We start from the raw sequence: 26494 nt of genomic DNA, 5'->3' as shown, positions 1-26494 counted from the left end.
GCGGCCGAGCTCGCCTCCTTTCGCACTCCCGCCCACCGGACACACGGTTAATTTACTGGCGAGCCCAAGCGAGAACCGACTTTGGCGTCTGTCGCTGCAGCTCAGCGATAAGGTCTGTTGGGATCACCACCCCTGTCTGCTGCTTGGTCGGAACCCTAGCGAATCCTTGCTGGCCGAGCAGTCGTAAGACTGCGTCACCTCGGTCGCTTGGATCTTTGCCCCAGACACTAACGGCGCGACGCTTTCTAGTCTGCTCAATCAACTCAAGGGGTTTTTGGCTATCGCTCAGCGAGGCCCAAATAACGTCCTTCAGAAACTGCTCGATATCCAGGGACTTCAGGAGTAGCGTGTCTAAGTTCGCCACAAGGTGATGCGCAGCGTTAATCAGCGATGCAACTTCCTTGAACGTGACGGGCCGCATGGCCTCGTACCCACCGAGAAGCATTTCGGCGTCGAGCCCACTGAATCTAGCCGCCACCTTCTCTGCATTGGAACGCAGTAGGGCCAGATGCACTTCCGGCGCGTCGCGGTCGGCTTCGGTGTGGGCACCTCGATTTCGCCACGCCACCATAAGAAAAACCAACGCGAAGGCGATGGTGTCAAGGTTGGGACAGTGGCGCTCAACCGCCTGTAGCTTCCGGAAGACGCTCAGGCCCGCCGAGTCCAAGTCTTTCCGGAATTCGTCCGATTGGACGAGTGCAGGTTTGCGCACGCAATCGCGGAGATACACGTCGATGGCATCGATGGCCCTGATCAGTGACATATCCAGAATCAGTCGCCTGCTGCGCTTTGCAGAGCTCACCGCATTTTTAGGAGACCAAACGGTCCGTAAATCTTCCGGTACTTCGCGCACGACACCGCGCTCGATAGCATCAAGCCCAGCCAAGGCGGTTATGATCAGGTGATTGGCGTTACCAAGCAGGCCTTTAAAAGCTTTTCGCGGTCGGCTTCGTTCAAGGTAAAGCGTCATTCCGTTCTCAACTGTGGCGCGCCCGGCGCGTTTCGAACACACATCTGCCGCTCTTAGAAAGCCGAGGCTTCATGAAGGCGGCTGCTCTACCCCTTGAGCTACGAGCGCCGGCTCAGCATTCTTGTCTCGACTTCGTTTTGTCAAGCTAGCATTGCGGCGCGGGAATTCTCCGCAGTGCAGGTCTGCCGCGTCACGAATGTGTGCTGTCCAATGATCTCGTCTATCAGCAGCCAAACGCGCATCTTCGGTTTGCAGGAATCCGCTGAGCCCACCGGAAGACCAGCTTTTTCGGGTCACCTTGCCATCGAAGTGCGGCGATCGCCTGAATGGCCATATTTCCAGCGCCGCCGCCCAGAAGCCGCCTGTCAGCAATCCACCCCATCCCGGTCGTTGCCTTTGGCTTGCTTACTCAAGCTGGCAAATGTTTTCCCGATGACACAATTAGAGCCGTGACTCCACCGGCTGCCATCAGGCTCGACATGCCCGAAAGCGAAACCGCAATGCCTCAATCTTCCGGCCGCTGTGCGCCTGCACTTTGCAAGTAAAGCTATTCGAACCGCTCGTCGCGTCCGCGGTCGCGCTGCGTCTCCCAGCGCTGCTCCTCGGCAATCGCGTCCGCGAGGCCCTTCTTCGCTTGCTCGATGAAGCTGATCGCAGCGGTGTCACCTTCAAAATCCAGCTCGTCCAGCATGCGCGCATTAGACTCGATGATCGCCGCGCGAGAGCCGCTCCACATCCGTGGCCGGAATCGCGACAGAAATTCGGTCAGGACCTGTAACCGGTCAGGTGCTTTTTCCAGCACCAGCCGCGCCGCCGGCGTCCATTGCAGCGGCGCTTTTTCCTCCGGTCGGCGGAACAGCGTGACTGTTGCGGCGGCGACCGGATAGCGAATTGCGGGGTCGGCTTCGCACCATGCAATGAGGACATCATCCGGGACGGTATCCATCGGATTACGATGCAGACGCGTCATATCTTCGATAGCCCGCACGCCAGATTTGCGCAGTGACGCATCGCCGTCAAAGAACCCGTCAAGAACGGCAAGCGGTTGTGCTTTGGCGACACCCTTGACCAGATCGTCGTGATAGTAGGCTTGGGTCTTACGCTCCTTCGTCGCCTCCAGAAGCCTTCCGACAAGATCGCGAGCTATCGAAGCTCCTTCGTCGCCCACGAGGCATAACTGCGCAATTCGTCCCAGCCGATGGTCCTCGCGGTCATTCTTGTCGCCGAAGGTGATACGCTGGAGGACCTCGCGTCCGGTTTCCAAAAGCTCTGGCGACGGCTCCGCTTTTTGCGAGCGATCGGCATGAAAGCGCGTTGAAAGAATTTCAGCGGCGACGTCGAAGCCGCCGGCCTTGTCGGCGATTGCGACGATAAGATCAGCCAGTTCGCGTGGATCGACCCCATCGGTCGCCCGCCCCCAAGCCAGAACATGAAACCGCGTGATCGGCGCCATATTGCTCGTGAGCGATTGGCCGAGACGTGCCATTTCTCGCGATTTGATCGGCACGGCAGATTGCAGGATCGGAAACCACGGTGCCAATGTGTCGTGCAGCAAAGCCGCATCGAGAAGCTCATCGACTGCGGCAGCATCCAGTTCCGCAACCCTGTTCAGAATTCCACGCAGCAACTGAACATTCTGGTTGGTTTCCGGTGTCTTCGCCAACTCATCGACAAGCACGTCCCATAGAACGGCGCGATCAGGCGCGGCATTGGCCATACCGCGCCCCAGAAACCACAACTGCCCTTCGGCGCTGACGAGTTCGGGGAGCAAGATGGCAAAAGCATCCACGTCGTGTGCCAGCTCCTCGCCAAGCTGGAAAATGATCCGCTCCGTGCGTGCGCTTTCAGCTTCGATGTCGTCGTCGGGACCAAAGATGTCATCAAGGTCAAGGGCACCAATCCCCCTACGGTTCATGACGATGGCCAGCACGTTCTGGACGAGATTGGCTGGGCGCAGAATCTTCTCGAGGGCGTCCAGGCGCGCGGCGATCTCTGCGGACCTGGCCGAGCCGTCAAACTTTTGGGTCTGACGTACGGCGATCCACCCCTCGCGCCAGAAGCCGTCGGTCGCAATGGCCTTGGCCGTCCTTTCGAGCGCGTCTAACGCGCCGGCGGATGACCATAGCCCGCGGAACCTTTCCGCTATCAGGGTGCGGAGGGCCGAGGCTGCAGGATGGCCTGCGATTACGAGCGTTCCGGCGAGATTCAGCGCGGACTCGAACCAATGATGCACTTCGGCATCCGTTCGCGGATGGTAGCCGTGATTGCGCGGACGCGCACCAAAATCGAAATTGTAGGAGGACGTGAAGTGATAGGCCTCGAACATGGCGCCCAGCGCCCGAATGCCGAGTGCGCGCTCGGCCGGATCGCCCGAACGCAACCAGGTTTCGACCGCGCGCAGGCGCTGGTCGATGCTGGCATGCGTGCCGGAGAGATAGAGGTAGAACAGGGATTCTGTGGCGTCGGCCGCTTCGTCGTGCACGTCATCGACCGCCGGAGCGAAGCTTGCCAAGAGGGCGACCGTCCGATCAAAGAATTCGGCATCATACGCAAGCGAGCGCAGGAGGCGCAGGAGATGCCGCCCGTTCTCTCGCATCGCCTCGCTGTCAGGCCCGCGAGCGGCGCGCTCGATCGCATCGAGGGCGGCCGCCGGCGCCACTGGCGCGATGTTTTCCAGGATCGCCCGCCCGAACGCGTTCAGGTTGGCGATATCGGCGACATAGCCGCCGGGTCCAAGCCAGCGTTCAACGATCGCGACCGCTTCCTTGCTGCCGTGAAGGTAGCCGAGGCGCCGCGAGAATGATCTTATCAGCCGTTCCGAGGCGCCGTTGACGAGCTGGGTTTCAATGGTTGCCCAAGGGATGTTCTGAAGCGCCATGGCGGCGAGGCGGTTTGCTATGGCGTGCGGCAGCACGGCCCGCCATAGTCCGCGTTGCTGTACAAGGTCACGGCGGCGAAGCTCGGCAACGCCGGCGAAGATCTCGGCGCCAGTCTTACCAACCATGCCACCCAGACGGGCGATCTCGGACTCGTCGCCAGTGACAGTTTCGCCGTCGAAGGAGAAGACCAGCGCGCACGCTTGCGCTACGAGCAGCAACCCGCTGTCATGCTCGTGTCGCTGCTGAAACAGGCGCCGGAAAAGTCCGTCGTCTGTCAGTCCGGCAAGCGATTCATTCTTGCCGACGGTTGCCCCGAGCGCCAGGGCGATCCGCGCGTTCCCGCCTGAGAATTCGGCTATTGTCTGCGCATCGACGTCGGAGAGCGATGGAAAGCGCCGGCTGACCAGTTTCTCGACGAGGTTGGGCGATGACGGCTCCAGCGTGAAGACATCCGTGCCCTCGGGTTCGTCATCCCGGATGTCGTATTCGATGGTGATGACGCTGACCGTGCTGCCGGCGGCGCGGACGAGTTCCGAAAGTCGCCGGTGCAGTTCCTGCGGGCAATTGTCGATAACCAGGATTGCACGCATGCGTTGGGCGACCAGATTGCTGGCAAGCGCGATCGGCTGCGGATCAGGCGTGTCCGCCATGTCGGCATAGACGGCACGCGACGGATCGAGGCTTCGCGCACCGATGGCCGGATCGAAAAGCGCCTGGACAAAGCGGGTCTTCCCGACGCCTGAAAGTCCGACCAAACGCACGACTTTACCAGGTTGGCCCAGAAGATCGCGGATTCTCTCAAGGCCGGTGAGCGCGTCGACGCCATCGCCATTCTCAGCGCTGCTAGTCTGGATACGCAATGCGTCATCGACAAGGTAGCTATCGTCGCTGCCGGCAGGCGTCTGCGCCCACTGCCCATAGGGTTGCCACGCCGACATGGATTTGCCGATGCGAGTGCGGACCCATGGGATGAGGCCCGGATGACCGCGTACCCATGTCGCGACGCGCCCGCGATCATAGAAATCGAGGACGAGCTCATCCCGTTGTGCGATGTCCTCGACCGCATCCGCCATCGCCTTCCGCCGATTGGCGAGCGCTCCGTCCGCAGTCGATCCGGTTGCGCTGACAATAATGTAGGCGCCGGCTTGCGCCGCCAGCTCCTGAATGACGAACCGAACCGTTCCCGTAGGGCGCATTTCTGCGAGAATTTCGCTGCGCGGCATGTCGGGCTTCTTCACCTGAAAGCCCGTAGCGGCGCGCGGTACGAACCCGTCGATCGGCGTTCCGGCGGGGAGAGAAACGCGGACATCGAGGCCGCCGTCGGGGGCAGTCTGGTTGCCGCCCCAGGTCACGGCCGACGCAGGCAGGCCGCGGTGACGCAATTCCGCTTCGCAAAGAAGAGCGACAAGATCTCTGAGATCTTTGTCATTCAGAAGAGCGATATCATTGCCCGTGATCTCAAACATGCCGACGCGTAACCAAACCCTCGATTCTGGTCAAATACGTACGGGCCAAATCTTTTCATTGATAGGCCCAATCGCCCATATTTCCCCGAAGTCAATTGGCGTCATTCGTGCAGCCAAAGCCCAACGGCAACTTACGGGGAACGATCTATTGGACTTGAACGACTAGGATGAGGGCGCATAGCGGTCGTTTAATGCACCATAAACAAGTCTGCGCAGGGTCAAAATCGACCAATCGACCGGAAGCGATTCGAACTTTTTCACCACCAAACACCGCCGTTTCTACGCCTTTTCGCGCAAGGACCGTCTGATGCTCTTTGTGCGGGCGTAGTTTCGCCGGTTATCGGCGGCAACAGAGGGCAATCGGCGGTATTTGGCGCGCTGTACCGGGTGAAGATGACAGTTACATCTACGCTATAGCCCTCTAAATTCCAGTAGTGTTTCTGCGGATAACATATTGGAATAAGAAGTGTTTTATCTAATCAGCGGGTTGGTGACATTTCGAGCCATTGCCTCAATCTGTCGACGACGGCGCTACCACGGCCGAAGATTTATGATCGGCGGATTTGGGGCCGGCTGCTGCCTGTCCGGTTCTGGCAGAAAAACTCAGGAAGCCGCCGTTCGGCAACGTCGACCCATTGTCGTCGTTCGGTGTTCTTCCAACACCACCCAAAACCTGCCGTTCATTCAGTCTCGCCAAACGGCAGGACCGAGGGCGTTAGCTGCTCGGCAGAGTCATTTGCGCGCGGACAGGAAAGCGGGCTACTACGGTGCAGTACATCCGAGAACTGGCAAGGAGATATCCAGTTTGAGCTAGTCGGTCTATTTCCCCATCTTGCCAATCCGCATCAGATACGATTTTGGGTGTAGCCAATTGCGCTCGGTGGGAAGGGTTAGCGACTGATGCTCTGTGAGTTTGCCAACCGCTTTCCGCGTGACCTTGCTCAGCTCCTTGAGCGCAACCGTCGTCTTACCCGCAACTTCCGCGAGGAGACCGCGACCGATCTGCTGATGATGGGTCTCATGCCACTCCAGCCGCTCGGCGTCCGCGTCGACTTCCCGGATGAGAAGGTCACGGGCGCGGACATGGACTGGATCTATGCAGCACCGCATGAGGTTGGGGGCGGCAGCTACCTGCGCCTGATGATCCAATCGAAGCGCTGTAAGGAGCAGAGGCTAAAGAATGGCTCAAGCTACTGGTATTATGATCATCTCGATCATGGCACACCGAAAGGTAGTCAGAGTCAGACGCTGGTGAACCATGCTGCGGCATCGCCCGATGGCATGGCCACGCTTCCGCTCTACATGTTCTATCATCCTCAGTCGGCTCTGCAGCGTCCGGTAGGAGCCCTCCCGGCGATCGAAGGCATCAACATTAGGCTTGCGCGCGATGTCGTCGGTATCGTCGCCGGTGGGTGCAAGCGGAAGGAAAAAAAGGTCAGCCGATGGCGGGCGGGCTTCATGTCGCTGTCAGATCTTCTGTGCTGGCCGGTGGTTGACCTGCCTTCGCCGCCGTCACCGCCAGTGGGCCCCACAACCGAGTTCCTCCTGCCTAGCGGGTTCGGGGAGCTTAGCTATCTGTCAATCGCCTTCCATCCGGACCTAATCGCCGAGCGCATCAATCTGAGCCGCGGCGTGGCCGCCCGTGCCGCCGACCCTGATTTCCAGGTCCGTTCGTCAGGGGAACTTCCCGACAGCATTCGCCGAGCAATTGCCGGCGAGGTGACCGACAAAGACCGAGCCACTCTACAACGGCCGAGGGTCATCCTCAGCACCCAGCTAACGCGCGAGCACCCGAGCTTTGAGCAGGCCCGCGCCGCTGTGCGTCGTAGAAGGGGGAGGTCAGCCAGTAACTAACCGCAACCGCATGGCAAGATCGACCGGCGTCCCGAGGTGACGGGACGCTCCCGCGCTTCAACCTGCTCGCGTTGATCCTCGTCGACCGTGCCCGACGATCGGAACCGTTTACCCAGAAGGCAACCGCGAGACGTGCTCTGCGCGCCTCAGTCATCAGCATGCGGATCGCGCCGAGAAGCTTTACTCTGCGGACTTGCATAATCGTCCCAACCGTCGTCAACATGATCCGATTTGCGCAGACAGTCTGGCAGGTTAGTTTCGGGAGAGCGTCATGCGCCACGAAGAGGTGGAGGAAGATCTGTGGCCGCTGATTTGCGACTTCTTCTTCTGGTTTTCTCGGTTCGAGTCTGCCCTAAAAGAGAATAACTGGCTCCAGTCGAAAACGGTTAATGCAACGGCGCTGGCGGACTGGAAGGGTTTCGTCGAAGCGTATGGCGGCGACTATGTTCCGTCCAATGCCGCCGGACGGCTCGTCGTCGCCAACCCGCAGAAGCAAATCGTTGGCGATGCCGGGCTGACGTTCACCGAGGTGACTTTCACGGACAGCGCCTCGCAGCTCGACCGCGTCACATTACTGCTAAAGACGGTGCGCAACAACCTGTTCCACGGCGGCAAGCACGGAAGTGCCTATTGGGACGATCCCGAACGAATACGGCTGTTGCTGCCGCTTTGTATCACCGTGCTCGGAGAACTGGCCGAGTTCGGCGGGATGCAGGCCGACTATACCGGTTATTACTGATGGCGAGGCCTCCAACAGACTGGTTCGGTGGCAAAGGACGTAATTGAAATAGTGCAAAATATTGCGGGGAACATTGATACCGTCCGGGCATCGCGCGCAGGCCATACCTTCCACGAGAGATGGGCTGCTCGGAGAGCCTTACAGTTGGTTTTCCCGAATGACGGTCTGTTTGCGATCGCCGTAGAGGGAATCTCGTCGACCGAGACTGCAAGCCCAGGCACAAGCGGCGAGGAAGTCGCCGATCTTGTCCTCTATTACGGCCATGGAGACAATTTTCACAGCTGCGAGCGGCTTGAGACCGTTCAATTCAAATACAGGATACGCGACGAGGCTGTCACAGCCGCCTATCTGAAGAAGACGATCGAAAAGTTCGCTGACACAATCGTCGGCTATGAGGCTGCGTCGTCTGCGGCCGACGTTGACGATAAGGTATCGTTCCTCTTTGTCACGAACTCGGAATTTGCGGACAGTCTTTGGGACGCGATCCAGTCCCTCATCAAGGGAACGACGCCTTCAGATCTCGGCGCAGCCACTCAGGCTCGCAACCTCAAGAAATGGTGCGCGAAGCGCGGCCTGTCGGATGCAAGCCGCCTCTTCTCAAGAATAGTCTTTCGGGCCGGGGAGAAGAGCCTCGCAGCTCAAGATAACGCACTCAAGCGGACACTCACCGACTGGTCGGCCGGGACGGACTCCGAGGCTCGGCTCCGGCTACATGGACTTCAGGACCTTGTCCTGAAGAAGGCCGGGCCAAGCGGTCAGGGCAAGAACCTTATTCACCGCGAAGATGTTTTAGACGCGCTCGATTGTGAACCGGAGGACCTGTTTCCGGCAGACACCCGCTTCATCGACGTGGGCGCTGTCGTCGGGCGAACCGAGCTTTCGACGACAGGCGAACTGATCAAGACCTCACCGCTTCCCGTTTTCGTCCACGCGGAAGGCGGAGTGGGCAAGACAGTGTTCGTCCAGAGCCTTGCGGCGAGGATGGCCAACGAATTTGAGGTCATCGTTTTTGATTGCTTCGGAGGTGGTTCATACCGTTCGGACAATCACTCCCGGCACCTTCCCAGAATTGGCTTGGTGCAGATCGTCAACGAACTGGCGTCACGAACCCTCTGCGATCCGCTGCTGCCAGGCGGGGATGACAGTCGCAGGATCATCAAAGCTGCACGGAAACGACTGGCGCAAGCGGCGACAGCAATCCGAACCCAATCGAGCAGGCTCGGATTGCTCATCATCATCGATGCTGCCGATAACGCCCAGCTTGAAGCTGACTACCGCCACGAAGAGGCATTCCCGAAGCTTCTTCTCTCGACCATCGACGAAGACCCGATCGAAGGTGTGAAGTTGCTGCTTACAGCCCGCACGCATCGCAAAGAGAACGTCATCGGACGCACTACGGTGGAAGAAGTCGAGTTGGGGCCGTTCACCGATGTGGAAGCCCGCGAATTTCTGAAGACCCGCGTGCCACACGCTTCCAGTGTAGAAATAGCCACTGCCTTGACCCGCTCCGGTCGGAATGCGCGTGTCCTCGATTATCTGGTTCAGACCTGGGATACAAACGTACTCGGCGAGACGTCTGCTGCGCCCATCACTGTCCCCGAAATTATCGCCGAAAGTTGTAACAAGATTGTCTCGGACCTTCATGTTGCCGGGTGGCCGGATTCAGAGGTAGCCGAGTTCTTCGTGGCACTTTCACTTCTACCTCCCCCTATTCCGCTCGCCGAACTGGCTAACGCGTTGGGGTGGTCTGTGGCTCAGGTCAACACCGCAGCATCGGATTTGGCTCCAATGCTCGAGATCACTTCGCATGGCGCGATCTTCAGAGACGAACCCACGGAAACATATGTGAGGGAGACCTATTCCGGCAAACCAGAAGCTCAACGGGCCATTGCCGACCGGCTTCTTTCTTCGCAGGGTACATCGGCCTATGCCGCCGAAGCGCTGCCGCACTTTCTGGTTGTCATCAAAGACAGCGACAGAGCATTCGCACTCGCTGATTCAACCAGTTTTCCGACGACAGTTCAGTCAGAGTTCGGTCGCCGCAGGCTGACGCTCGCTCGGCTGCGTGCGGCCTTTCGACTGGCGGTCGCGGAGCATGACTTTGACCGCGTGCTGGGCCTCAGCATGCGACTGGCACAGGCGGTCGCGGCGAATTTGCGAGGCGACGAGTTCATTCGTGGCGCCCCGGCTCTCGCCGTTGTGCTTGGTGACGCCGATTCCTATCGCCGCCTCTTCGCAGATCGCTCCGGATGGCGCGGTGCCAGAAGTGCAAGGCTGACAATTGCGCATCGCTTTGCGGGTGACAGCGAAGAAGCCGGAATTCAATGCGAAAGCACGATTCGCTGGATCAACTGGCACATTGCGCAGCCACCTGATGAGACGCGTGGCGCTCCCGCCGGGCCGGAGATCGACGACTACGCGGCTGTGCTGTTCCAACATGTGACCGAAGGGGAGTTCGGCATCGCTGACCGCAACCTCGCTCGCTGGAACGATGGCTTTTCGCTGTCAGCAAGCGACAAGCTTCTGCAGCTTCTAGAGCTTTTCGACAGGGCAAACGGCACGGCGATACTCGCGAATTTTGTCTCGTTTGCCGCAAGCGACAAAGGCACGTCCAAGGCGCTCAAGCTCCGGCTTCTAACACGCCCCCGCTATCTCGGCAGAAAGCAAGTCAAGGCACTCGCCAGAGCGATCGGATCTCACGTTTTCGTCGAAGACCGCGAAGATGAAGGCTTTTCAATCAGGTCTGAGCGAGAGAACAGCGGCGATCTCGTGCAAGCGGCGCTGACAACGCTTTTCTATGGTTCCCGAAGCGCTGCCAGAACGATCATCCGCCGTGCGCCAACAACCCGTCCTTCCGCCTACGACTACGGCGAACGCTATGGCCCTTCGAGAGTTTGGCCCCCAATTCTTCGCGCTTGTGTTCGCGCATGGTCGGCCGGAAGACCGCTCGCCTGTCATGACCTGCTTCCGAACGACGTGAAGATTACCAGGCAGGCTAAGGCTGTTAATGACAAAAGAGGACTGGTGGCTTTTCTCAAAGAGCTACGCCAAGCCGCCCCCGCCGTTTCGGCCGAGAAAAGTCGCAAGAAGCAGCAGAGGGCGCGGTTTAGTGAGCGAGAACGGGAGGATATCAGCGAAGCTATCGAGCTTGCCCGTGAGTTGATCTCGCCGATTGAGGAAGCCGTGCTGTCGCGCAAGGGTATCTCCGGTACGAGCGTCGATACCTTTCTCGACGTGTGGCGCAAACACTTGCGCGTTGGCATACACTGGAATGCGGAAAGTGCAGCTGATGTGCTTGCCCGCACCATCGGGCTTGGTTGCGTTCGCATCCTGCTAAACCATTCGCCGACACTATCGGCAGCCCAAGCCAAGGTCCTGATCGATCTGGTTTCCGCTGGGCGGTTCTTTCCTGCGCAGAAAATCGATCTATTGGCTCGGCTGGCTTTGCGCCCAGAGCTTCATGAGCTTGCCGGGGAATTCGCGCAGCATGTTGTGGAGCAAATCCGTCAGGATGACAATATCGGTCAGCGTGGAGATTCCTACGCCGACCTTGCGGCTTCCCTTGTGCCCATGGGCGTTGAAGAGGCCCGTGAATACTATCGACAAGGCTTGGCCCAGTTGGACCAAATGGGCGGAGAGAGCTACGAGGAAATCTACTCGCTGCTTCATTTTGCAGCGGTTCAGAAAGGCGGCTTTCTGAAACCCGCACTAGCGCAGCGGCTGATGAATCTTTGCCAGATCATTGCGGCTGGCGAGCCAAGCAAGTTCGGATGGACATTGTTCGCTCGCGCCGCTGCCAACTCAATAGGTTTTCCGGCAATCACTAAGTTGGTGCGATGGCACGATCAGGATGTAGCGAAGCTATCTTACGGCTTGCCGCAGCTTGCATGCTTTCTAGCCGAAAACGGCAATCTCGATCCACGCCGCGCCGCCTTTGTCCTTACGATCTGTGAAGATCACGGCTGGTGGGACTGGCGCTCCGGAGACGCGGTCGCCGATTTACTGAAATTGTCCGTACCAGCGGATCAGAGGCGCATTTTTCAGGCGATCATCTCGAAACTACGCTCCGAACACCCGGACGCCGCCTGGCCCTCGCTCTGGGAAAGTTACCTAGAGACCGCCAATCAGTATCCGAACGCCATCACGACCGAGGAGCGAGAGGCGATCGAACAGCTCAGGATCGAGGCCAAGCGCAAGCAGGATGCGTATAACAGTCGGAACAACTCCTCACCCGATATCCTGACCGAGCAGACCCCAAAATCGACCAAAGAGGATATGAGCTACTTCATCTCAGCGTTGGTCGAGAACTGCGATCTGTCGTCGGCAAGTTCGATCGACAGTGCGCTGAAGGCCATCGATGAGAAGATACAATTTTCCTACGATGCTCGGCGGCGCTTTTACGCCGAGTTGCGGGATGCGTGTCCATACGCGAAGCGTTTGGCATTTTTGTTCGCGATCTGCGACGCGACCGAGTTGAATTACACGCAGTCCCTTGAAATCCTCACCGACTGTTTTCGCGTCTGGAGCGGTTCCACCGCGCATCTCGTCTCAAACGCAAAGTCGCTGGTTGGACGACTGTTCGCGAACAAGGCCTCGGAATTTCTCGAAGGCCAGTTCTCCAATGTCGCGCGCGGCGTCCGCCAGCTGTCGGATTTGTGCGGCGACAATCTCTTTGCATTGGAGCTCGTTCTAAACAAGGTCGTGGCGGATGAGGTCGATTTCGGAAGTGATGAGTGGCTTCAACTGGCAACGGCGCTGACCGACGTAACGTCGGGCCAGGCCGGGTTAGAAGCGCTGGAGTTACTGCTGTCCGGGCCTGCATCCCGCATAGCTGACGAGATCGGAGAAGGCGCCTTTCGTCCTGAACAAGCAGTTGCAGGGAACGAGGATGACTTCGTTGCCGACGTGATTTGGCATCTCCTCGGCGATGACGACGCATATGTCCGCTGGACGGCTGCAAGGGGGCTGAGAACACTTGCCGAGTTGGGGCTCGTCAACGATCTCGGCCTGCTGCTTGATCGCTTCGACAGAAGAGAAGTCGCAACACTGGCATCACCGGATCGGAAGCTGCCGTTTCAGAACTCCCAGCAGTGGTTGCTGATGGGGCTGGCGCGGACCGCGTTGCGCCACGGACAAATGATGCGGCCGCTTTGGCCCAAGTTGTTGGCTCTTTCTCAAAGAAGCGACCTGCACCTCATACATAAAGTCCACCTTGTCCGTTGTTTGCGGCACATCAGCAGCGAGCGAGAGCATGGCGCTGCGCTGGACGCGTTGCAGGATGAGATCGATAAGCCGCAGAAGGGAATCGTCACCGACGACACCCACCCGCCCGCGGGAAAACCCACGTCAGGTTTTCGATTCGGCTACGAGTTCACAAAAACAGAAATCGACAACTTGGCCCGGCTGTTCAATGTCGCGAAGGCAACGGCGGAAGACGCCATTGCGGCCGAGATCGTGCGCCTATGGCCGGAGGCAACCTCCCTGGACAGCTTCCCCGGCCGCGACCGGTACCAATGGGACCGCGACGATCGATATGAATTCTTCCGTGAACACGTTCAACGGCACGCGCTGCTCAGTGCTGCCACGAGCCTTTCAAAGAAGCTACCTGTGGTCGTTCGCAGCTATGAAACCGAAGAGCTCTCGCCCTGGACGGAATGGCGCGATCGCTATGACGTTACATTTGATGACGGCTTATGGCTATCGGACTGGAAGGACCCGATCCCCCAACAGGCAAAGGAAGACCTGCTGGGCAATAGGATTGGCCAACAGGAAACGCTGCAGGATCAGCAAACGGTTTTGCGTAAGCTAGGCTTCCGGGACACCCCGGACGATGCGCAGTTTCCGCTGTACGGGCGCTGGTCATCGCCGGACGGCGTCTCGGTGAGTATCGTGTCGGCACTGACGGAGCGAAAGGGCGCTGTAGGCCGCTGCACCGCACTCGCCAGGCAACCCAGCCATGACCTCTTGCTCCCGGAGTTCTGGGACGAGGGCTACTATGATCAGCGCTATCGCGAAAAGAGCCCCTTCGCTCCCTTGGTGTGGGCACCCGAGACCCACGGTCTCGGCATCGACATCGGCGACGAAATCGCCGCGAAAGGTCCCGCCGGGAGACCTCGTCTTGGAATCAACCTCACCAAACGCCTCAAGTTAGTCAATGAACCAAACGGCGGTGATTGGTGCACGGCCGATGGAAGTCTCGCTCTGCGCAGCCAAGTCTGGGGGAGTTGGAGTCCCAATCCCGACGACACCAGATATCGCCACAATAACGATGGTGAAATTCTATGGGCTTCGGCCGATTGGCTTGCTTCGATGCTGTCCGCCGTGGAGAAGCAACTCGTTTTCAAACTGAAGCTTTGGAAATACAGATCATCACGCGACTATGATGCTACAAACGGAGTAAAGCTTATCCTTATTGGACTCAGACGGGATGACGGGACTCTTAGATTCTGGCACGCGAAGAAAGCTTCGCGACGAGACCATTGATGTTTGGGGCGTCCGGCTGGCAGAGCGTGAGCTGCGCAATTTGTTCGACCGAATGGCTGGTTTTGGGAAGCTGCTAGGTTCTGCTCAACGGCCGAATTGGGGGCGCATAGCGGTCGTTTAGTGATCCATAAACCACGTCTGCGCAGGGTCAAAATCGACCAATCAACCGGAAACGATTCGAACTTTTCCACCGCCAAACACCGCCGTTTCTACGCTTTTTCGCGCAAGGGCCGTCTCACGCTCTTTGCGCGGGCGTAGTTTCGGCGGCTATCGGCGGCAACAGAGGGTAATCGGCGGTATTTGGCGCACCCGACAGGATTCGAACCTGTGACCTCTGCCTTCGGAGGGCAGCGCTCTATCCAGCTGAGCTACGGGTGCCTCGCGGAAATATGGAGAAACTTCCGCGCAATCGGGCAACTGGCCGACCGATCCTGCGCTTCATAGCCGATGCGTCGACGGTCATCAATGACTGATTTCGGGTAAGGATGACGTTGGTCCGATCTTGCGGAGTGCGACGTTGCGTCGGCCACAGCGGTCCGGTCGGGAGCGACGCGTTCAGGAGATGATCGCCGAGGCGTCACCTCAAAAGAAAAAAGCGCCCGCCGGAGCGAGCGCCTTATCTGGTGCTGTCTTAGCTTGTTAACGGCCAGACCGCGTTTTCTGAACTGTTACATATATGAAAGTTCCACAGTAACTCTGCTTTGTCAAGCACGCTTCTATTGGAGTTTTTGGGGTGAGGTGATAGGTGATTATTGGGGGAAGTTACTAGGGGAGGGGTGGTTATGCCTTTCAGGCAGCCAGTTTCTTACGCATTTGACATGGGCACCAATTCCATTGGCTGGTGTGTCTTTCGGCTTAGCGCCGCAGGTCATCCCGTGGCCATTGCCGATGCCGGGGTGCGCATTTATTCCGACGGGCGCGATCCGCAATCGAAGACCTCGCTGGCCGTTGCCCGCCGTGAGGCCAAGGCAGCCGCACGCCGGCGCGACCGGACCAAGCGTCGCCAGAAGGCGACCCTGCGAACGCTTGCCGAATACGGCCTCATGCCGGGCGGGAAGGACGAGCGTGAACGGCTGCTGCGCGAGACGGCCGACAGCGCCGACAGAAATGCACCCGCCAACGACCCGCTCAACCTGCGTGCCCGCGCGCTCACGGAGAAGTTGCCGCTTCACCACATCGGACGCGCGCTGTTTCATCTGGGCCAGCGTCGCGGTTTCAAGTCCAACCGCAAGACCGATCGGCGTGACAACGACAAGGGCAAGATAGCCATTGGCATAGACCGCCTGCGCGACGCCATTCGCGAGGCGAAGGCCGAAACGCTCGGTGTGTTTCTGGCATCGCGCCGCGCCCAGGGGCTGCATGTGCGCCTGCGTGCGGGCAGCAGCGTCATTCTCGACGATGGTTATGATTTCTATCCCGTCCGCAGCCTGCTCGAGGAAGAGTTCCGGCACATCTGGGACGCGCAGGCGGTGCACTATCCTGATGTTCTCACCGAGGCGCGCGGCGAGCATCTGTTCAAGGTGATCTTCCATCAGCGTCCGCTGAAGAAGCCGCGCATCGGCAGTTGCACCTTCAACCCGCTCGAACAGCGTCTGGCCAAGGCGCATCCGCTGTTCCAGGCCTTCAGGCTCTACAAGGAAGTGAATGAACTGGAGGTCGTGGCGCCGGACCTTTCCCAACGCAAGCTGACGTTGGATGAACGCGATGCGCTGGTGTTAAAACTGCGTGGCGCGAAGACGGCGAAATATAAGACGTTGCGCAAGGACCTGAAGCTGACGCCGGACATGCGCTTCAACAAGGAAAGCGAAAACCGCGTGGATATGGCCGGCGACGAGGTTACTGCGGCGCTTTCGGCCAAGGGGCTTTTCGGGCCGCGCTGGAACACGCTCTCCATGGATAGCCAATGGAAGGTGATCGAGCGTATCCAGGAGGAGGAAAACCCGTTTGTCCTTCACCAGTGGCTGGTGGAAACGCATGGCCTGTCCGACGATGCGGCCGAGGCCGTGGCCGCCTGCCATCTGCCGGAAGGCTACGGCCGGCTCGGTCACACCGCCTTGTCGACCATGTTGGAGGAACTCAGGGCGGATGTCATTCCCGAGGCTAAGGCGGCCGAGCGCGCCGGCTACAACCATTCCTATTTCGGTACCGGTGAAATTTTCGATGAACTGCCGAAATATCAGGAGGTTGTTGCCCGCAGCATTCCCCCGGGCACAGGCGATCTGGAAGACGAATACGATGTCCGGAAAGGCCGCATCACAAACCCCACAGTCCATATCGGGCTCAACCAGCTGCAAAGACTGGTCAACGGGCTGATCAGGCGTTTCGGCAAGCCGGCCGAAATCGCAGTCGAACTGGCGCGCGATCTGAAGACAAGCGAGAAGAAAAAGGTGGAGATCAATCGCCGTATCGGCGAAAACACGCGCGCGGCGCGGCAGCGTTCGGAAAAAATCGCGGAACTCCGGAAAGATACTCCGGCTCTCGTCGACAATGGCTACAACCGCTTGTTGCTGAAGCTCTGGGAAGAGCTCAATCCGGCAAAGCCGGAGGATCGCTGCTGCATCTATACCGGCAAGCCGATCAGCATTTCCATGCTGTTTTCCGGTGCGGTGGATGTCGATCACATCCTGCCCTATTCCCGCACGCTGGATGACGGGCAGGGTAATAAGCTGCTGTGCCTCAAGGAAGCCAACCGCGTGAAGCGCAACCGCGCGCCTTCCGAAGTGACGGAATGGGCCAATCACTACGATGAGATTCTCGAGCGCGCCAACCGCCTGCCCAAGCCCAAGCGCTGGCGCTTTGCGCGCGACGCCATGGCGGATTTCGACGCCGATAGCGGCTTTCTCGACCGGCAGCTCACGGACACGCAATATCTGTCGCGGCTGGCGCGCGAATATCTTTGCTCGCTCTATCCCGAGAAACACGAGCAGTGGCGGGTGCGTGTCATTCCCGGCCGCATGACGGAAATGCTGCGTCGCCACTGGGGGCTCAACACCCTGCTGCCCGATCACAACTACAGCGATGCGAAAAATCGCAATGACCATCGCCACCATGCCATTGACGCGGCGGTTGTCGGCGTCACCACGCGTTCGATGCTGCAGAGAATTTCCACGGAGGCCGCGCGGCGCGAGGAGCAGGAACTGGAAGATGTGGTCAAGGGCATTCCGGTGCCGTGGGAGCACTTCCGGGATGATCTGCAGCAGGCGCTCGACAACATCGTCGTCAGCCACAAGCCCGACCACGGCACCGTTGGGCTTGATGACAAAGGCAAGTGGCAGACGGCAGGCAAGCTGCACAACGACACCGCTTATGGCCTGACCGGCGAAGTGGATGCCAGAGGCAACACCATCGTGGTGCGTCGCAAGATGCTGCTTTCGCTGACCGACAAGGACATTCCCGCGATCCGTGACGACGAACTGCGCGCGCGGCTCTATTCGGCGGCCGGCGGGCTTTCGGGAAAGGAATTGCAGCAGGCGCTGCTCGATTTTGCGCGCAACGATCCGAAATATCGGGGCATCCGCCGGGTACGTGTCACCGAAACGCTGGCGGTGATCCCAATCCGCGACAAGGACGGCAATGTCTACAAGGGCTACAAAGGCGACGCCAACTATCGCTACGATGTATGGGAAATGAAGGATGGCAAGTGGCAGGCCGAAGTCATCTCCATGTTCGATGCGCATCAGAAGGGGTGGGAATCGCCGGTGCGCAAGGCAAATCCAACCGCGCGCAAGGTGCTGAGCCTGCAGCAGAACGATATGGTGGCCTATGAGCATCCGAGCGATGGCTACACGATTGCGCGGGTGGTGAAATTCGCCAGTTCGGGTCAGATTGTCTTTGCCCGGAACAATGAGGGCGGCAGTCTCAAGGCGCGTGATGCCAACCGGGACGACCCCTTCAAATATTTCTCCAAAACGGCAAATGGCCTGCGTGAGATAAAGGCGCGGCAGATCCGCATCGATGAAACCGGCAGGGTTTACGATCCCGGGCCGCGTGATCGGGAAAGCCGCATGACCAGCAACCAAAAATTGAAAACAATTGCAATTTAGGATTGTTTTACCTCCGTGCGCCAGACTTGGCGCATGGAGCGTGTCGTCGATATAGCGACAGACGGTCTGTATCTGGCCGTCCATCGCGGTTTTCTCACCATCAGCGATAGTGGTGAGGAAAAGGGCCGTGTTGCCCTGGACGATATCGGCGCCTTGATCGTGCATGCCCATGGCACGACATGGAGCAATACCGTGTTCACGCGGTTGGCGGAGCGCAATGTTCCGGTGGTTTTGTGTGGCTCGAACCACGCGCCGGTTTCCTGCATTTGGCCGCTGCAAGGCCATCATGCTCAGGGCGCGCGCATGCGGGCGCAACTGGAGGCGTCGCGACCGCTGAAGAAACGGCTCTGGCAGGTTGTCATCGCCGCGAAAATCCGCATGCAGGGGTATGTGCTGACGGCAAATGGTGCCGAAGGCGGCGGCTTCGACCTTCTGGCGCGCAAGGTGCGCTCGGGCGATCCCGACAATCTGGAAGCGCAGGCGGCGCGGCGCTATTGGAAGACGCTGTTCGGCAAGGAGTTTCAACGCGACACCGATGCCGATGGCGCGAATGCGCTGCTTAACTATGGCTATACTGTCCTGCGGGCCACGCTCTCGCGTGCGATCTGCGCGGCCGGACTGCATCCGACGCCGGGTATATTCCACTCCAATCGCGCCAATGCCTTTGCGCTGGCTGACGACCTCATGGAGCCGTACCGGCCGCTGGTGGACCAGATCGTGCTCAACCTGATGAAGCAGGGGGTCGAAACCGTGACCCCGGAAGCCAAGCGCGCGCTGACATCGCTGACGACGTTCGACCTGGAGACGCCGGTCGGGCTTTCGCCACTTTCGGTGCAGGTTCAGCGCTTCGTGCATTCTTTGGCCCTGAGCTTCGAAACCCGGCAGGCCGTGCTGGAACTGCCTGGCATGCCGCCGCCGCTTGCCCTTCTGGGACTTGGGGCACCGGCGCCATGACGGTGCCAGCCAAAGCAAATATGGGGCCCGCTCATCTCAGTGGATACAGGCTGATGTGGATTTTAGTGACGTTCGATCTGCCGGTGGAAACGAAGAAGCAGCGCAAGGCGGCCACGAAATTCCGTCAGTATCTGCTCGACATGGGCTTCGAAATGAGCCAGCTTTCCAACTATCTGCGTTTCTGCAGTGGCAAGGAGCAGTTCGAGACTTACCTGCGCAAGATCGAATCACACCTGCCGGAATGGGGTGACATCTATGTCTTTCAGTTCACGGACAGGCAGTATGAAAATATCGTCCGCTTTTCCGATCAGGCCCGCCGAAGGCAAAAGAAAAACCCTGATCAGCTTGCCCTGTTCTAGGGCCATGAGGCGCTTTTTCTGCGCCGTGACCGTCGATTTTCCCTTTGAAATCAGGAAGATCGACGGCCACCGAGCTTAGCAGTTCAGAAAACGCGGTCCAGCCGCAACTCGTCGGGGTGTTCGTACTCGGGCCGCTTGAGCTTAGCAGTTCAGAAAACGCGGTCCAGCCGCAACAGGGCACGCTGTTCTTCGATGTCGCGCGCAAGCTTAGCAGTTCAGAAAACGCGGTCCAGCCGCAACAGGAAAGGGTGCTCGACGCATTCACCCGCCAGCTTAGCAGTTCAGAAAACGCGGTCCAGCCGCAACTGTACGGGCTCGTCACCAATCGTTTCAGCAAGCTTAGCAGTTCAGAAAACGCGGTCCAGCCGCAACCGCTCTGCGTACCGAGCGCCATGAGGGTCCAGCTTAGCAGTTCAGAAAACGCGGTCCAGCCGCAACAGCACAAGAAGCATGCCGCCTTTGTCCAGTAGCTTAGCAGTTCAGAAAACGCGGTCCAGCCGCAACGATGACAGTGGGCGATGCCATTCAGGCTGTAGCTTAGCAGTTCAGAAAACGCGGTCCAGCCGCAACTCGGCGGCAGAGCTTTGCGTGAAACCGGGCAGCTTAGCAGTTCAGAAAACGCGGTCCAGCCGCAACCGGAGAGGTATGATGCTGGGAAGGCTTGCGAGCTTAGCAGTTCAGAAAACGCGGTCCAGCCGCAACACCGGCGATATGCTTGACGCCGCTGGCGGCAGCTTAGCAGTTCAGAAAACGCGGTCCAGCCGCAACCATTGTTCGCATCACAGGCTACGGCCCGCCGCGAGCTGCCACTTTCTGCTGGCATGCGTGCAGGCACTTGGCTCTGCGGCGTATGGGGGTTAGGACGTCCGGGTAAAAGGACGCGAAAGATGTTCAGCCTCGAAAACGTCGAGACCTTCAGCCAGGAGATCAGAAAAAGCCGCTTCCATGCGGTGGCCGGGCCTGTCGCGAGCGAACAGGCCGCGCGAGAATTCATCGCCGCGCATTCGGATTCCGGCGCGACCCACAATTGCTGGGCGTGGCGCATGGGCCAGAACTATCGCTTCAACGACGACGGCGAGCCCGGCGGCACCGCAGGCAAGCCGATCCTGCAGGCAATCGACGGGCAGTCGCTGGATGGCGTGGTGGTTCTGGTCACGCGCTGGTTCGGGGGCATATTACTGGGCAGTGGCGGGCTCATGCGTGCCTATGGCGGCACTGCCGCCTCCTGTTTGCGCGCGGCGGCGAAAGTGGAGCTCGTGGCCACCGTCGATGTGGCCATAGGGTGCGGCTTCAGCGATCTTGCGCTGGTCAAGGCACGGCTTTCGGCGCGCGCCGGCGTGCACATCGCAGGCGAAACCTTCGGCGCGGAAGGGGCAGAGCTTGTGGTGACGCTCCCGGAGAGGGAATTGCAGGAGACCATCCGCATGGTCACGGACATAACCAGCGGGCGTGCCGCGATCACACCCCCGGATTAAGGTTGCCGCACCGTTGCCTTGCCGCTTCATACGACGGTACGGGGCGCATCAACGCGCCTACACGCTTGCACTGCGGTGCGACAGAAATTCGCCGATTCGCTCCAGCGCGCGCAGGATGTTTTCTTCGGAATTGGCGTAGGAAAGCCGGATATAGCCTTCGCCGAGCATGCCGAAGTCCGGCCCGCCGATGAGCGCTACGCCGGCTTCCTCCAGAAGCGCGCTTGCAAGCTGCTTCGATTTCCAGCCCGTGGCGGCGATGTTGGGGAACGCATAGAAAGCGCCCTTCGGCGTGATACAGGAAATGCCGGGCAGGGCGTTCAGCCCTTCGACCACCACCTTGCGGCGCCGGTCGAAGGCCCGCAGCATCTTTTCGACCTCGTCCTGTGGCCCATCGATGGCTGCGATGCCTGCCCATTGGCTCGGCGCGTTGACGCAGGACCAGCAGTTCACCGCCAGCTTGCGGACCTTGTCATAAAGGTGGCCGCTTTCTACGGAGTTCGGCCAGATCGACCAGCCCATGCGCCAGCCGGTCATCGCCCAGGTCTTGGACCAGCCGTTGAGCACGATCAGGCGGTCGCGGATTTCAGGAAATCGCAGCAGCGAGCAATGCTGCTCGCCATCATAGGTCATGACGTCATAGATCTCGTCCGAAAGGATTGCGACATGTGGATGCGCCTCCAGCCCCTTCACCAGTTTTTCGATTTCGGCGCGCGGCGTGACGCCGCCGGTCGGGTTGGCCGGCGAGTTGAGGATCAGAAGCCGCGTTCTGGGCGTGATCAGCGCCAGCGTTTCCTCGGCCGGGAAGGCGAAGCCGTTGGCCTCGCGCATCGGCACGGGAACAGGGGTCGCGCCGGTGAACTCGATCATCGAGCGATAGATGGGAAAGCCTGGATCGGAGTAGAGGATTTCCGCGCCCGGTTCACCGAACATCAGGATCGCGGCGAACATGGTCGGCTTGCCGCCGGGCATGATCATCACGCTCTCGGGCGATATTTCCACACCGGTGGTGGCCAGCGTGCGACGCGCCACCGCCTCGCGCGTGGCCAGCAGGCCATTGGCGGGCGTGTAGCCGTGGTGGCCGTCGCGCAATGCCTTTATCGCGGCCTCGACGATGTGCGGCGGTGTGCTGAAATCCGGCTGGCCGATGCCGAGATTGACGATGTCGCGGCCTTGATGGGCGAGTTGCGTGGCGCGTGCGAGCACGGCAAAGGCGTTCTCCTCGCCGAGGCGGTCGAAAGCGGCAATCGTTTGGAGCATGGTTCGCGCCTGTCTGGTTCTTTCGTGCAGAATGCGTTTTTGTGAGGCTTTCACGCAAGGAAAGTCAATCTTGAGGACACAACGGATGACGAAGGATCTGGCAAACTGGCAGCCGCGGCCGCGCCCGCGGCGCGAAGTCATGGAAGGGCGCTATGTGCGGATCGAGCCGCTCGACCCTTCCAGGCATGGCGACGGGCTGTTTGCTGCTTCGTCGGTGGCGGATGCCGATGGTCGCTTCCGCTGGCTGCCGGACTATCCGCCGCAAAGCCGCGCGGCGTTCCAGCCCTGGCTCGACAAAGCGGCCGCCAGCGACGATCCGCTGTTCTTCACGGTCATCGACAAGGCGAGCGGCAAGATCGCCGGACGGCAGACCTTGATGCGCATCGATGCTGGCAATGGCGTCATAGAGATCGGCAATATCTATTGGGGACCGCTCATCTCGCGCAGGCCCGCCGCCACGGAAGCGCAATTCCTGTTCATGCAATATGCCTTCGATACGCTCGGCTATCGCCGCTATGAGTGGAAGTGCAACAATGCCAATCTGCCCTCGAAGCGGGCGGCTGAGCGTTTCGGCTTCAAATTCGAGGGGATTTTCCGCCAGCATCTGGTCGTGAAGGGCGAAAATCGCGATACGGCATGGTATTCGGTGATCGACGGTGAGTGGCCTGCGCTGAAACGCGCCTATGACAACTGGCTCGACCCGACTAATTTCGATGCCGATGGCGGCCAGAAAAAACGGCTGGAAGATTTTCGCGCCGAAGCCGGCGCGTAGCGGAGGGCCGGTCGCTCGGCCCTGCAACGGAATGGGAATAACGATGGATTCGAACAACCGCAGCAATGCAATCGCCGCGGCGGTGATTCTGGTGGGCTTTGGGCTTTTTGCCTATTTCATGCCCACCATCATGCTTGACATCGGCAGCGTCTCCCCCATTGCGGCCGGTGCCGTGGCGGTGCTGTTCGTCGTGGCCTTCTTCGTGGTTTTCTGGTTGCGTGCCCGCAGCCAGAAGAAGCGCTCGCGCTGAGATCGACTCAGAAATCAGCCCGACCCCGAATACGCATCCGCCGCGCGCGGCAGTGTCAGCGTCGTGCGCAAGCCGCCGCCGGCACGGTTTTCCAGAACCACGTCGCCGCCGAAGCTTCGGGCGATGTTGCGGGCAATGGTCAGGCCAAGGCCGAAGCCGCCCGTCTGCCGGTTGCGCGACCCCTCCACGCGGGTGAAGGGACGGAACACCTTTTCCATGTGATCTTGCGGTATGCCGGGGCCATCATCATCGATCGTCAGCACGATGCGGTCGTCGGTGTGCGAAAGGCCCAATCGTGCCGCGCCGCCATATTTCACGGCGTTTTCGATCAGATTGGTGATGCAGCGGCGCAAGGGTACGGCGCGGCCGAGACAGACCAGTCCACGCAGGGGCGCCGTCGTTTCGTCGAAAGAGACATGCGGATTGCCGTCGGTAACGGAATCCACCAGCGACCAGAAGTCGATCCGCTCCAGATCGTCATGGCCCCCGTCATGAGTGGCGAAGTCCAGAACCGATGAGGAAATTGACTCGATGTCGGCAAGGTTCTGCATCAGCGCCGTCTTCAGCGGCGATTTGCGCAGAAGCTCCAGCCGCAGGCGGATGCGTGTCAGTGGCGTGCGCAGGTCGTGGGCGAGCGCGGCCGCCAGCAGTTCGCGATCCTCGACATATTCGCGCAGCCGCGCCTGCATGGTGTTGACCGCGCGCGCAGCGGATTTGTATTCGCTGCTGCCATGTTCTGGCAGGGGCGGACTTTTCAGGTCCTCGCCGATGCGGTGCACAGCGCTTTCGAGTGCTCTGTAAGGCGCAGTCAAACGCCGCAGCAGCCAGATCGACAGGAGCACCACCGCCGCCGCCGCGGAGGCGAACAGGGGCAGGCTCTGCGAGGTCAGGATCGGGCTCAGCGGCGTTGAGGGCATGACGAAGTTGAGCCACTGGCCATCATTGAACTCGATCGACGCGATCAGCGTGTCGCTTTTCGTGAAATCGGCCGAAAGCTCCAGCAATTCGCGTTCGATGCTGCCGATGTCTTCTTGCTGTTGCGGCGCGCGGGGCCGGTGCGGGCTGCTTTCGGCGTCGGTCGCGGTTTCGCGGCGCACGCGCGCGTCCTGCACGCCATATTTGGAGAGGCGGCCGACGATGATGTCTTCCATTTCAGCCATCTCGTCGTCGCTCGGGATCGTGGTGGTGATGGCGGGCGTGTCGGACATCGTCACAGCATAGGGCGGCACGGAGAGGCCGGCGGCGACGGTTTTACGCTCTTCCGGCGTGGCCGCATATGTCAGACGTACCAGCGAAAGTGCGCGGTCGTTGAGACGAAACAGGTCGAGGATGTTGTTGGAGGCCGCCCGCTCGCGCGCCACGATGGAGAGCGTCGAGACCTGGATTGCGAGAAGCCCCGCGATGACGATCAGCAGCACCCAGGCCGGCAGCGATCGCGGCAGCAGCCATTTCATTCGGCGACGACCTCCGGCACGAATTGGTAGCCGCCGCCGCGCACGGTGAGGATCAGTTTCGGCGCGCGCGGATCATCCTCCATCTTGCGGCGCAGGCGGCTGACCAGAATGTCGACGCTCCGGTCGTAGCTGTAATCGCCATTCTGGTTCGAAAGCTCGATGAGCTGGTCGCGGCTCAGCACGCGCTGCGCGCTTCTGGCGAGCGTCAGCAGCAGATTGAACTCGGCGGTGGTGAGTTCGATGCGGACATCTTCCGGATTGAGCAGCCGGCGGCGTCCGGAATCGAGGGTCCAGCCGGCGAATTTGTAGATTTGCTGTAAAGGTTTGTAGGCGGCGCCGGGGTCCGCGCGCCGGCGCAGCACCGCGCGCGTGCGCGCCAGAAGCTCGCGCGGATCGAAGGGCTTGGGCACATAGTCGTCCGCGCCCATTTCCAGTCCCACGATGCGGTCGATCGTTTCCGTCACGGCGGTGAGCATGATGATGGGAACGGCCGAGTGCGTCCTCAGCTCGCGACAGATATCCAGCCCGCTTTTACCGGGCAGCATCACGTCCAGAATGATGAGGTCGATGGCGGTGCGGCGCAGCGCGGCCTGCATTTCGTCCTCGTCGCGAGCGGTGGAAACGCGAAGCCCGTGCTTCTGGAAATATTCCTGAAGCAGATCACGGATTTCCTTGTCGTCATCGACAATCAGAATGTGGGCTTCAGTCTTCAATTCATGGGTTCCTGATCGGCGGAATCGGGATCGGCCCGCACATTGGCAAAATAAGGTTCAACCGCGGAATTGACCAGCGAGGCGAAGCGGCGGACAGCGGCTGTTACAATCCGGAAACAAAATTCTGCAGAGCAGAAAAACGCCGGACATGACGGCCCCGCATAAAGACCCTGCTGCCAGTCACCGGTTCAGGGGTCGTCATGCAAAAGTCAGGGACCAGTTCGATGATCGTTCTGCTCGCCGCGCTTGCGCTTGGCGCTGCTGCCACCCAGTCACTGGCACGGGGGACGACGTCGCGGGCCGATCAATGCAATCAGCTGCAGCAGCAGTTCTCCCACGCAATCACCGAGCACGCGGAGGCAAAACGGGCCGCCGAAGCGAAAGCCCTTCAGCGCAAGGCCGTGAAATTCTGTGCAGGCAACCGCCAGGCACAGGGCATACGCGCCTATGCGACCGCGCTGAAGATGCTCGGAGTGCAGCCGATCGAGCCATGATCGGCCACGTTAACCCAGGCCCCTCTAGACAAGGAAACCTATCATGACCCTCTCCAAGTCCCTGATGTCGGCTCTTGGCCTGACCGTTGCCCTGGCCTTCTCGGCTCCGATGTTCGCCGCCACGGCCAATGCCGCAGGCACGACCACCACGTACAGCTCCCCCACCGAGAACACCAATGCGCCGGTCAAGAAAATGAACAAGAACGTTCATCATAAGAAGACCACGCACAAGAAGCACCACAAGAAGGCTGCTCCGAAGAAGGAAGAGAACAAGTCGGCCATGTAAATCAGTCGGGCCGGCCCGCCGGCCGGACCGATTGTTCTTCGCCCTG

At 59.9% G+C, this 26494-nt stretch carries 16 protein-coding genes, 2 tRNA genes and 1 CRISPR repeat array; of the genes, 11 read left to right on the top strand and 7 right to left on the bottom strand.

Translation table 11 applies throughout. The features are described 5' to 3' along the window. Nucleotides 1–52: 52 nt before the first annotated feature. The 3 genes from C7441_RS12740 to C7441_RS12730 form a co-directional block, all read right to left on the bottom strand. Nucleotides 53–970: a hypothetical protein gene (locus C7441_RS12740; RefSeq protein WP_146201459.1), complete on the bottom strand. Its 918-nt coding sequence runs from the start codon at nucleotides 968–970 to the stop codon at nucleotides 53–55. Between the two features lie 14 nt (nucleotides 971–984). Further along, nucleotides 985–1078, bottom strand: a tRNA-OTHER gene (locus C7441_RS12735). A 439-nt stretch (nucleotides 1079–1517) separates the two neighbouring features. Beyond that, nucleotides 1518–5315, bottom strand: a complete 3798-nt coding sequence (locus tag C7441_RS12730; protein ID WP_109613182.1) for a hypothetical protein — start codon at nucleotides 5313–5315, stop codon at nucleotides 1518–1520. Nucleotides 5316–6215: 900 nt separating this feature from the next. On the opposite strand from C7441_RS12730, the gene C7441_RS12725 reads away from it, so the two are divergent. From C7441_RS12725 to C7441_RS12715, 3 genes are all read left to right on the top strand, one after another. Beyond that, the gene (locus C7441_RS12725; protein WP_109613181.1) at nucleotides 6216–7169 is read left to right on the top strand and encodes a DUF6615 family protein; all 954 of its coding nucleotides are present in this window, start codon (nucleotides 6216–6218) and stop codon (nucleotides 7167–7169) included. A gap of 271 nt (nucleotides 7170–7440) precedes the next feature. Then, nucleotides 7441–7908, top strand: a complete 468-nt coding sequence (locus C7441_RS12720; RefSeq protein WP_109613180.1) for a hypothetical protein — start codon at nucleotides 7441–7443, stop codon at nucleotides 7906–7908. Between the two features lie 144 nt (nucleotides 7909–8052). Beyond that, complete coding sequence (locus C7441_RS12715; RefSeq protein ID WP_244916133.1) at nucleotides 8053–14391, top strand: NACHT domain-containing protein; 6339 nt, start codon at nucleotides 8053–8055, stop codon at nucleotides 14389–14391. A 301-nt stretch (nucleotides 14392–14692) separates the two neighbouring features. Here the strand turns inward: C7441_RS12715 and C7441_RS12710 are convergent. Continuing rightward, nucleotides 14693–14769: transfer RNA gene (locus tag C7441_RS12710), tRNA-Arg, on the bottom strand. 404 nt (nucleotides 14770–15173) lie between these two features. On the opposite strand from C7441_RS12710, the gene cas9 reads away from it, so the two are divergent. The 4 genes from cas9 to C7441_RS12690 all read left to right on the top strand — a co-directional run bounded on the left by cas9 (nucleotide 15174) and on the right by C7441_RS12690 (nucleotide 21222). Then, a complete protein-coding gene (gene cas9 / locus C7441_RS12705; RefSeq protein ID WP_342353272.1) occupies nucleotides 15174–18434 on the top strand; it encodes a type II CRISPR RNA-guided endonuclease Cas9 in 3261 nt (1086 codons plus the stop codon). A gap of 15 nt (nucleotides 18435–18449) precedes the next feature. Continuing rightward, the gene (gene cas1 / locus C7441_RS12700) at nucleotides 18450–19388 is read left to right on the top strand and encodes a type II CRISPR-associated endonuclease Cas1 (RefSeq protein ID WP_109613177.1); all 939 of its coding nucleotides are present in this window, start codon (nucleotides 18450–18452) and stop codon (nucleotides 19386–19388) included. Beyond that, a complete protein-coding gene (cas2, locus tag C7441_RS12695) occupies nucleotides 19385–19747 on the top strand; it encodes a CRISPR-associated endonuclease Cas2 (RefSeq protein WP_244916131.1) in 363 nt (120 codons plus the stop codon). Before cas1 ends, cas2 begins: the two co-directional genes overlap by 4 nt. Nucleotides 19748–19819: 72 nt before the next feature. Beyond that, nucleotides 19820–20515: direct repeats of the CRISPR family, unit length 36 nt; unit sequence AGCTTAGCAGTTCAGAAAACGCGGTCCAGCCGCAAC. 119 nt (nucleotides 20516–20634) lie between these two features. Further along, nucleotides 20635–21222 (top strand): IMPACT family protein, encoded by a 588-nt coding sequence (locus tag C7441_RS12690; protein WP_109613176.1) that lies wholly within the window; start codon nucleotides 20635–20637, stop codon nucleotides 21220–21222. Between the two features lie 57 nt (nucleotides 21223–21279). Here C7441_RS12690 and C7441_RS12685 read toward each other — a convergent pair whose 3' ends face one another. Next, a complete protein-coding gene (locus tag C7441_RS12685) occupies nucleotides 21280–22479 on the bottom strand; it encodes a pyridoxal phosphate-dependent aminotransferase (RefSeq protein ID WP_109613175.1) in 1200 nt (399 codons plus the stop codon). Between the two features lie 85 nt (nucleotides 22480–22564). Here C7441_RS12685 and C7441_RS12680 point away from each other — a divergent pair, with 85 nt between their 5' ends. Further along, nucleotides 22565–23251 carry a GNAT family N-acetyltransferase gene (locus C7441_RS12680; RefSeq protein ID WP_109613174.1) on the top strand — a complete coding sequence of 229 codons (687 nt, stop codon included), beginning with the start codon at nucleotides 22565–22567 and terminating at the stop codon, nucleotides 23249–23251. Between the two features lie 43 nt (nucleotides 23252–23294). Continuing rightward, nucleotides 23295–23501, top strand: a complete 207-nt coding sequence (locus tag C7441_RS12675; RefSeq protein ID WP_019174001.1) for a hypothetical protein — start codon at nucleotides 23295–23297, stop codon at nucleotides 23499–23501. Between the two features lie 14 nt (nucleotides 23502–23515). On the opposite strand, the gene C7441_RS12670 is transcribed toward C7441_RS12675, so the two are convergent. Together C7441_RS12670 and C7441_RS12665 are read right to left on the bottom strand one after the other, a co-directional pair. Beyond that, nucleotides 23516–24955: an ATP-binding protein gene (locus C7441_RS12670; RefSeq protein ID WP_109613173.1), complete on the bottom strand. Its 1440-nt coding sequence runs from the start codon at nucleotides 24953–24955 to the stop codon at nucleotides 23516–23518. Beyond that, nucleotides 24952–25668 (bottom strand): response regulator, encoded by a 717-nt coding sequence (locus tag C7441_RS12665; RefSeq protein ID WP_019173170.1) that lies wholly within the window; start codon nucleotides 25666–25668, stop codon nucleotides 24952–24954. The genes C7441_RS12670 and C7441_RS12665 overlap by 4 nt, the downstream gene beginning before the upstream one ends. Before the next feature lie 224 nt (nucleotides 25669–25892). On the opposite strand from C7441_RS12665, the gene C7441_RS12660 reads away from it, so the two are divergent. Then, nucleotides 25893–26162: a hypothetical protein gene (locus tag C7441_RS12660; RefSeq protein ID WP_019173171.1), complete on the top strand. Its 270-nt coding sequence runs from the start codon at nucleotides 25893–25895 to the stop codon at nucleotides 26160–26162. A 43-nt stretch (nucleotides 26163–26205) separates the two neighbouring features. Then, the gene (locus C7441_RS12655) at nucleotides 26206–26448 is read left to right on the top strand and encodes a hypothetical protein (protein ID WP_019173172.1); all 243 of its coding nucleotides are present in this window, start codon (nucleotides 26206–26208) and stop codon (nucleotides 26446–26448) included. The last annotated feature ends 46 nt before the right edge of the window (nucleotides 26449–26494 follow it).

The organism is Pseudaminobacter salicylatoxidans, assembly GCF_003148475.1.
Classification (GTDB): Bacteria; Pseudomonadota; Alphaproteobacteria; order Rhizobiales; family Rhizobiaceae; genus Pseudaminobacter; species Pseudaminobacter salicylatoxidans.
Note: the sequence above shows the minus strand (reverse complement) of the source record. Positions and strands in the feature narration are given on the sequence as shown.

Coding starts and splice junctions, on each gene's coding strand:
- C7441_RS12690 (WP_109613176.1), top strand. CDS start 20,635: ATGTTCAGCCTCGAAAACGTCGAGACCTTCAGCCAGGAGATCAGAAAA.
- C7441_RS12685 (WP_109613175.1), bottom strand. CDS start 22,479: ATGCTCCAAACGATTGCCGCTTTCGACCGCCTCGGCGAGGAGAACGCC.
- C7441_RS12680 (WP_109613174.1), top strand. CDS start 22,565: ATGACGAAGGATCTGGCAAACTGGCAGCCGCGGCCGCGCCCGCGGCGC.
- C7441_RS12675 (WP_019174001.1), top strand. CDS start 23,295: ATGGATTCGAACAACCGCAGCAATGCAATCGCCGCGGCGGTGATTCTG.
- C7441_RS12720 (WP_109613180.1), top strand. CDS start 7,441: ATGCGCCACGAAGAGGTGGAGGAAGATCTGTGGCCGCTGATTTGCGAC.
- C7441_RS12740 (WP_146201459.1), bottom strand. CDS start 970: ATGACGCTTTACCTTGAACGAAGCCGACCGCGAAAAGCTTTTAAAGGC.
- C7441_RS12660 (WP_019173171.1), top strand. CDS start 25,893: ATGATCGTTCTGCTCGCCGCGCTTGCGCTTGGCGCTGCTGCCACCCAG.
- cas9 (WP_342353272.1), top strand. CDS start 15,174: ATGCCTTTCAGGCAGCCAGTTTCTTACGCATTTGACATGGGCACCAAT.
- cas2 (WP_244916131.1), top strand. CDS start 19,385: ATGACGGTGCCAGCCAAAGCAAATATGGGGCCCGCTCATCTCAGTGGA.
- C7441_RS12670 (WP_109613173.1), bottom strand. CDS start 24,955: ATGAAATGGCTGCTGCCGCGATCGCTGCCGGCCTGGGTGCTGCTGATC.
- C7441_RS12730 (WP_109613182.1), bottom strand. CDS start 5,315: ATGTTTGAGATCACGGGCAATGATATCGCTCTTCTGAATGACAAAGAT.
- C7441_RS12725 (WP_109613181.1), top strand. CDS start 6,216: ATGCTCTGTGAGTTTGCCAACCGCTTTCCGCGTGACCTTGCTCAGCTC.
- C7441_RS12655 (WP_019173172.1), top strand. CDS start 26,206: ATGACCCTCTCCAAGTCCCTGATGTCGGCTCTTGGCCTGACCGTTGCC.